The sequence below is a fragment of the Bacillus sanguinis genome (genome assembly GCF_018332475.1).
Classification (GTDB): Bacteria; Bacillota; Bacilli; order Bacillales; family Bacillaceae_G; genus Bacillus_A; species Bacillus_A sanguinis.
In genome coordinates this window covers 1-6,406 of sequence record NZ_BOQB01000316.1, presented here as the reverse complement: position 1 = coordinate 6,406, position 6,406 = coordinate 1, and the positions used below count along the sequence as shown (strand labels likewise).

At 33.5% G+C, this 6,406-nt stretch carries 6 protein-coding genes and 1 pseudogene; 1 reads left to right on the top strand and 6 read right to left on the bottom strand.

The window, feature by feature from the left end; genetic code table 11:
* Window positions 1–316 precede the first annotated feature (316 nt).
* The 3 genes from KI369_RS24855 to KI369_RS24845 form a co-directional block, all read right to left on the bottom strand.
* On the bottom strand, window positions 317–1,150 hold the full coding sequence (locus KI369_RS24855; protein WP_097950170.1) for a DUF3974 domain-containing protein: 834 nt from the start codon (window positions 1,148–1,150) through the stop codon (window positions 317–319).
* A 24-nt stretch (window positions 1,151–1,174) separates the two neighbouring features.
* Entirely contained in the window at window positions 1,175–2,287 is a 1,113-nt protein-coding gene (locus KI369_RS24850) for a toxic anion resistance protein (protein WP_000137407.1), read from the bottom strand.
* A gap of 307 nt (window positions 2,288–2,594) precedes the next feature.
* On the bottom strand, window positions 2,595–3,194 hold the full coding sequence (locus KI369_RS24845) for an O-methyltransferase (protein WP_212957934.1): 600 nt from the start codon (window positions 3,192–3,194) through the stop codon (window positions 2,595–2,597).
* A gap of 304 nt (window positions 3,195–3,498) precedes the next feature.
* Here KI369_RS24845 and KI369_RS24840 point away from each other — a divergent pair, with 304 nt between their 5' ends.
* Window positions 3,499–3,657 (top strand): hypothetical protein, encoded by a 159-nt coding sequence (locus KI369_RS24840; protein WP_001100984.1) that lies wholly within the window; start codon window positions 3,499–3,501, stop codon window positions 3,655–3,657.
* Between the two features lie 32 nt (window positions 3,658–3,689).
* Here the strand turns inward: KI369_RS24840 and KI369_RS24835 are convergent, their stop codons facing one another.
* From KI369_RS24835 to KI369_RS24825, 3 genes and pseudogenes are all read right to left on the bottom strand, one after another.
* Window positions 3,690–4,559, bottom strand: coding sequence for an RNA polymerase sigma-70 factor (locus KI369_RS24835; protein ID WP_212957932.1), 870 nt, complete (start codon window positions 4,557–4,559; stop codon window positions 3,690–3,692).
* Window positions 4,537–5,847 carry a phytoene desaturase family protein gene (locus KI369_RS24830; RefSeq protein ID WP_212957930.1) on the bottom strand — a complete coding sequence of 437 codons (1,311 nt, stop codon included), beginning with the start codon at window positions 5,845–5,847 and terminating at the stop codon, window positions 4,537–4,539. Before KI369_RS24830 ends, KI369_RS24835 begins: the two co-directional genes overlap by 23 nt.
* Window positions 5,848–6,012: 165 nt before the next feature.
* Window positions 6,013–6,406 (bottom strand): annotated as a pseudogene (locus tag KI369_RS24825) (SMI1/KNR4 family protein); the annotation flags it as partial.

Sequence of the window (6,406 nt, the reverse complement as noted above, 5' to 3'; positions counted from 1 at the left end):
GAGTTAGCACTTTTAAGAATTTCTCCACCATCATTCATTAAATTTGTAGCTCTTTGCATTTTATTTGTATTTCCTTCATCCAAAGCTTCTGGGGTTAACTTAGCAGATTGATTAAATTTCTCTAAAGCCTGCAAATATAAACTATTAACTTCTTTGAATTTGTCAGTATAACAATTATACAATCATAAAAAAAGGGTTTTACTTACTTATTAATACTTCAACTAATTCTGTAATTTCTGATTGCAGGATACTTTCTAACAAAAAAGAGATTCCCTCAAAAAAGCTGGACGTACCAACTCTTCCAAGGAAATCTCTCCTACTTATTCTTAAACTTCTCAGTCGCTGCTCTCATCTTCACATTCAAATCGTGATCAATCGAGTCACGAATATCTCGCTCGACTACTTCCATTTCTTTTTGGAAATTTTGCAAGTAGATTTTTAATTCTTCTTCTTTTTCTGGTCGTTGTGAAGGTGGTAACTGTACGACTAACGATAGCATAGCTGTTAAATCTTTCATTAAAAAAGTTTCAAGTTTATGTTGTTGCTCAAACATACGCTGCTCCTGATAATACGGTAAGGCATTTAATACTGAAATTGTAATATCATCAACCGTTCGTTGTAATGAAGGATTTATTGAGCGTTTATACGCTTGAATTGTATTTAATGCATCTGGATATCGATCATAAAAATACAATTTATAAAACGATAAGTCTGTCGGTTTTACTGTTTGCTGCGTTTCTTGTCTTAAAAAATCTTTTACTTTCATCGCCGCTACATCAATATCTTCATTTGTAAGTTTTTTCGTTGTTTTTGCCATTACATGTACTTTTTTCTGTTTTTCTTTCGGTAACATTGAGAATACTTGCTCTCTCGTACGTTGACCCGAAGCACAGAAAAGCGTGTTTAATATATGTTGTTCTTTCTTTCCTTCCGTGCGAATCCAGCGATAAAAGAGTGGATGTTGTGTAAATTCTTGTAGAAACGGTAATGATTTATTCGATAACTTTTCTAAAGAATCGTGTGCTCGTTTATATGGCTTCGTCCATGAAAAATACAGTTTTCGTCCGAAATATACGACTAAAACAACGACCGTAAATGCGATTAAAAGCAATGTACCGAGTAATAATAGTACGGTTTGAATGAAACTCATTTTTTCACCTCCTCTAAAAGTCTGCTATTTTCTTGGGCGCTGAATGAGCTTTTGTTTCATTTCATCATTAAATGTGTCTAGTTCAATAACAAACTTCTTACTTGACTCGATAATACGTTCTGATGATTTTTCAGAAGCTTCAATCGCAGCAAATACATTTTGGAATGATTCGCGTAATTTATCCATGCTAATTGCAGGATTTTCAAGAAGTTTTGTTGTTTCTTCTGTATTTTGTTTTAATGCTTGTGAGTTACTTAATACCATTGATTCAATTGCCTCATTTGTTGCATTCACTGCATCAATTGTTTTACGTTGATTTGTTAATGCTAACTGGATAGCAGCTGAAACTGTTACAACGTTTTGCGTCATCGTAATGGCATTACGAATTGCCTCTGTTAACTTTTCATTATTTTTCTTAATAATGTCTACAGATGCGATGGATTGTAATAACACACTTTTCGCTTGCTGCATATTACGCGTGCGCACTAGAATCTTTTCTAATGCATCATTAATTAATGGAATATCTCTTTGACGTTCTGGATTTTGTTTCTCAGCTTCCAGCATGCCTGCAAGTTTTTTCCCTAAGTATACTTGCTTATCAAGAGCGTGAATTTTATCGTGCGATTGCTCTTTAAGCATCTCAAGGCCAACTGTATCTTCTTGTAAGTTGTCACGACCAATAAGAAGGGATCTAATAATCTCCTCAATTTGCTTATCTATAGATTGATATTTATGCACGTATGTTTCAAGTGGATTTTTCTTGAATACTTTAAACATAATTTTCTTCATACCACTTGCTTTTAATGAATTTGGATCAAGCTCAGATACCACTTTTCGTAATTCTAACAATGTATTTGGAATTTCTTCGTTCTTTCCATTCATCATCGCTGTTACAGGGCGTTTTAATGCTGATAACGTTTGTCCTGCTGCTTGTTGTTCTTTATCCCCTAAATCTCCTAGCTGAGACAATACTTTTGATAAATCTGTATTTTGCTCGCTATTTAACTTTTGTACATAAAGATCAGCTTCTTTATTCAGTTCCTCTAATTCTTCATCTTTTATAACTGTATCTACCACTACTTCTACATTATTATCTTTCACAATGGATACAGGTTCTTTTTTCTCGAGTTCAGTCAACAAAATCGCTCCTTTATTTATATGTGCGAATTTATATGCACTATATTTCATCTATTATATCGTATTTCATATACATTCTGACTGCTTAAAATCGATTTTTTTAAAAATGCCTGCTTATGCAGTCATTCCCTGTTTCTTACTATAAGTATACCTGTAATCAACATAATTTTCCTCAGACTTAAGACCTAGAGATCAACATGCTGAAGGCGGATTCTTCGTATGTTACGTATATAAATTATGTTCTTCCTATTTACTGTACTCAATCTTTTGACATACACCCTTTTTCAATGTGATAATTATATTACACTCAATCCATTTTCTTCTTGTACGCTACAAATGCTCCATTTTGAAATGCCAATAACACCGTTTTAAACATTTCATCTTCTTCGATCATTTTTATAAACTCCGCTAATTCACTCGCATGAGAAGTAGCATTATCGACAACGAGAAGACCTTTTGGTTGTAAAATGCGTTTTATATGTTCAAGCCACCACATGTATTGCGTACGCTCTGAATCTAGGAAAATAAAATCAAATGAATGATCTAGTTGTGAATCTAAAAATGCCCCTGCTTCTTGATTGTGAACATCAATCCTTTGTAAAAGGTTTGCCTTTTCAAAATTGGCAAGTGCCTCTCCAACTCGTTCTGAAGAAAGCTCTACAGTTGTTACATTTCCATGTGTTTCTTCTACCGCATCAGCTAACCACAATGTAGAATAACCATTAGAAGTTCCAATTTCTAATATATTTTTTGCACTACACCCTTTTACTAAAATTGATAAAAATTGCCCCATCTCACGAGAAATATTCCGTAATTTTTCTTCCCGTGTTTTTTTATTTCGATCATGCTCTTCTCCATATTGTTCAAGTTGAAATAATAATGAATCTAACGTATCCATTCTTTTCATCGCCTTTCCAAGCAATATGATGAAAAAGCTCTTGCTGCCCGTCTACTTTTTATTATATGCGAAACGAAATCCTTTTTCCCGTTATATGACAAAGATTTATAATTTTTTATAGCATATTGTTTCGTTTTTTGGTAAAGTTAATTTCTACGTGCAATTATTCCATTCATATTATTTCATATTAAAATTGCAGTTATTAAATTATATAAACCCCATTTAAATGAATCGGTATTTCAAATTCAATTAAGCGCCCTTTCCGGACGCATTTTCTTTGTTTATATATTTCTAGAAGAAAGGATGCTTACAAATGAACGTGATTAGCTTAGATGCTGCTCGAAAACGAAAGCAGCACAAAAAATTAATGATTACTATACCGATTATTACACGTATTTATGAAGAAGACGGGGAAATTAAATTTGAGGTAGCTGGCGAAAAAGATGTACCTCTTGAAATGTTAGAAAAATAATAAAAAACGCATTTCTGAAGAAATGCGTTTTTTTATATTTTTACATTTAAATGCATAAGTTTCTCAGGATTAACTACCATATAAATGTTTGAAATCTTCTCATCCTCAAATGCGAACGATAGAACATATGTTATTTTATTATTTATTGTAACTATAACTCCTGGCATACCATTTACCATTTTGAAATCAACAGTGTACTCTTCTGTCAATCGTTGTGCAATCCCAAAGAACAAACGTATAATTCGATCCGCAGAGTAAATCGGATGAATCGCAGTTGTAACTTTACCACCACCATCTGCTTTCAATATCGCATCTGTTTTTAATACTTCTAACATACCTTGCGCATCACCACATTGTAATGATGATACAAACTTTTCAACATAAGCAGCCATTTTCTTCGTACTTAATGTTGATTGCTTCGGCTTATCCAATATACTATTTCGTGCGCGTTGAAAGATCTTCCTACAGTTCACACTACTTTTATCAACAATTGAAGCTATTTCTTCGTATTCATAACTGAAAACCTCTCTTAATATGAAAACAATCCTTTCTACCTCAGACAGTTGTTGTAAAAGTAATAAATATGCCGTAGAAATTGATTCTTTCATTACAAATGACTCTGATGGATCATCAATCTCTTCCACAAATGGCTCTGGCAACCACATTCCGACATATACGTTACGTTTATGTGCTGCCGAACGTAATTTGTCAATTGAGCGATTTGTTACCATTTTACATAAATAGGCTTTCATATTTTCTATAGATTGAACGTCCTCTATATTATTTAACGAGATAAAAACGTCATGAACGATATCCTCAGCATCCATAACACTCCCAAGGATTCTATATGCTAACGAAAATAATAATGATTGATACGTTTCATATAATTGCTCCGTTTCCATGATAAACTGCCCCACTTTCGGATTGCTTTAAAATGTGTAAGGCTGCACGTTTTCCGCTTGCTACCGCAGCATCAGCTAATATTTCATCATGCCCTGCCCAATCTCCTGCAACGTAAACACCTGGCATTTCAGGTATATTAGGACCCGGTTTTTCAACACGGTCAATATGAGGAAAATCATATACTACCGTTATTTTCGGTAAATATTGCCTTGCAACAACTTCCTTTTTCCAATTTGGATGTAACAATTCCATCGTATTTTCTAACTGTTCTTTATCTTCATAAATATGATTCATCTCTAACACTGGATTATGATACTTAATTAAACTTACTGCAATTGATCCATCTTCACTTAATTTAGCTGCTCTTGATTGATTCGTAAAAAATATAGGTTGATCTAATCCCAATGCAAAATGATGCAAAGGATTCGGCAATTGTTTTAAACCAATATCTAACGCTGCAACGGTAACCGGTACTGATTGTTCACTCCATCTTTGCAAACTTGTTCCTTCAGCACCTTTTATCATTTTACAAGCCTCTTTTGGTGGAGTTGTTACAATGACTGCATCTGTTTCAAATACTTCATCGTCAAAACAGTATATTCTTTGTTTCCCTTCACAATGCTCTATTTTCAAAACATGCTTTTTAGCTAGAAATTGCACACCATTCGTATTCGCTATATCCCTTAAAGTTGTTATTATCGTCTCCCAACCACCATCTACATAAAGTACTCCTTCTTTCATAGAAAGCTGTATTTGCTTTAGTACTGAAGATGCTAATTGTATTGTTGGAGCATACGTATATGTTGTTGTTCGGCATAATGCATAAAATATATTTCGAACCATTGGATCTTTAATTTCATTTTCTGCCCATGTAGTTAGACTCATTTTAGGAATTTTTCCTACATTTAAATTTCCTAACCGAATCATAAGACGAGAGAACTGTACTTTTGCAGACCATGAAAGTAACGGTGTTGATAAAATTGAGCGGAAATCTGTTGGGATGGTGAAAATATCCCCTTTCCATATTCCGTGTGCTTTTGTAGATGGGATTCCACCTGGAAGATTCATACCTAGTTCATTAAAAGCTATAAACGCTGCCCCGCCTCTATATAAAGCATGTGCACCAAGATTCATACAAATGTCATTTTTATTTATAGTCATCCCTCGACCACCTAAGTGACTAGACTTTTCTAATACAATAACTTTCCTTCCAGCTTTCGCTAAATATATAGATGCTGTTAATCCAGCAAGCCCACCACCAATAATTGCTACATCAAAATTTTTCATAATAAACTCCCTCCTTATCCGTTCTACATACAAGACGAACGATTAAGGAGGGATGTGACATTCAGTTACACATAATTTATTTTCCCTAACCACTTTATTGCAGTGTAACCTGTCAAATAGTTACACCTTCTACAAACAAACTTATTTACATAATAATGTTATTTTCTATTCAATTACATGTTGGTGCCAAATTTCACTTTCTTCTTCACTCATCCCTCCTATTACTTTTGAAAAATCTATTTTTCTATCAAATGAGTCTTTTAACATATAAAATTGTTCAAACGATCCTGTAAATATTTCTAATGAATGAGAACAACAAATCGTATCAAGGTTATCAATTGTTGTGCCATCTAATTCTAATTCCTTTAGTCCTTTCATTTTACCTAATGCTGATCCATCCTTTACCTTCGTATCTGTCAACTTTATATTTCGAATTGACGTATTATGCTGAAAGCAAGATAAATTAGCAATGATGCTATTTTCAAATTCAATTGCTATTAACTTATTTAAATTTTGCAAAACAAGCAAATCCAATTCACTAACATTTTCTAAACCTAAT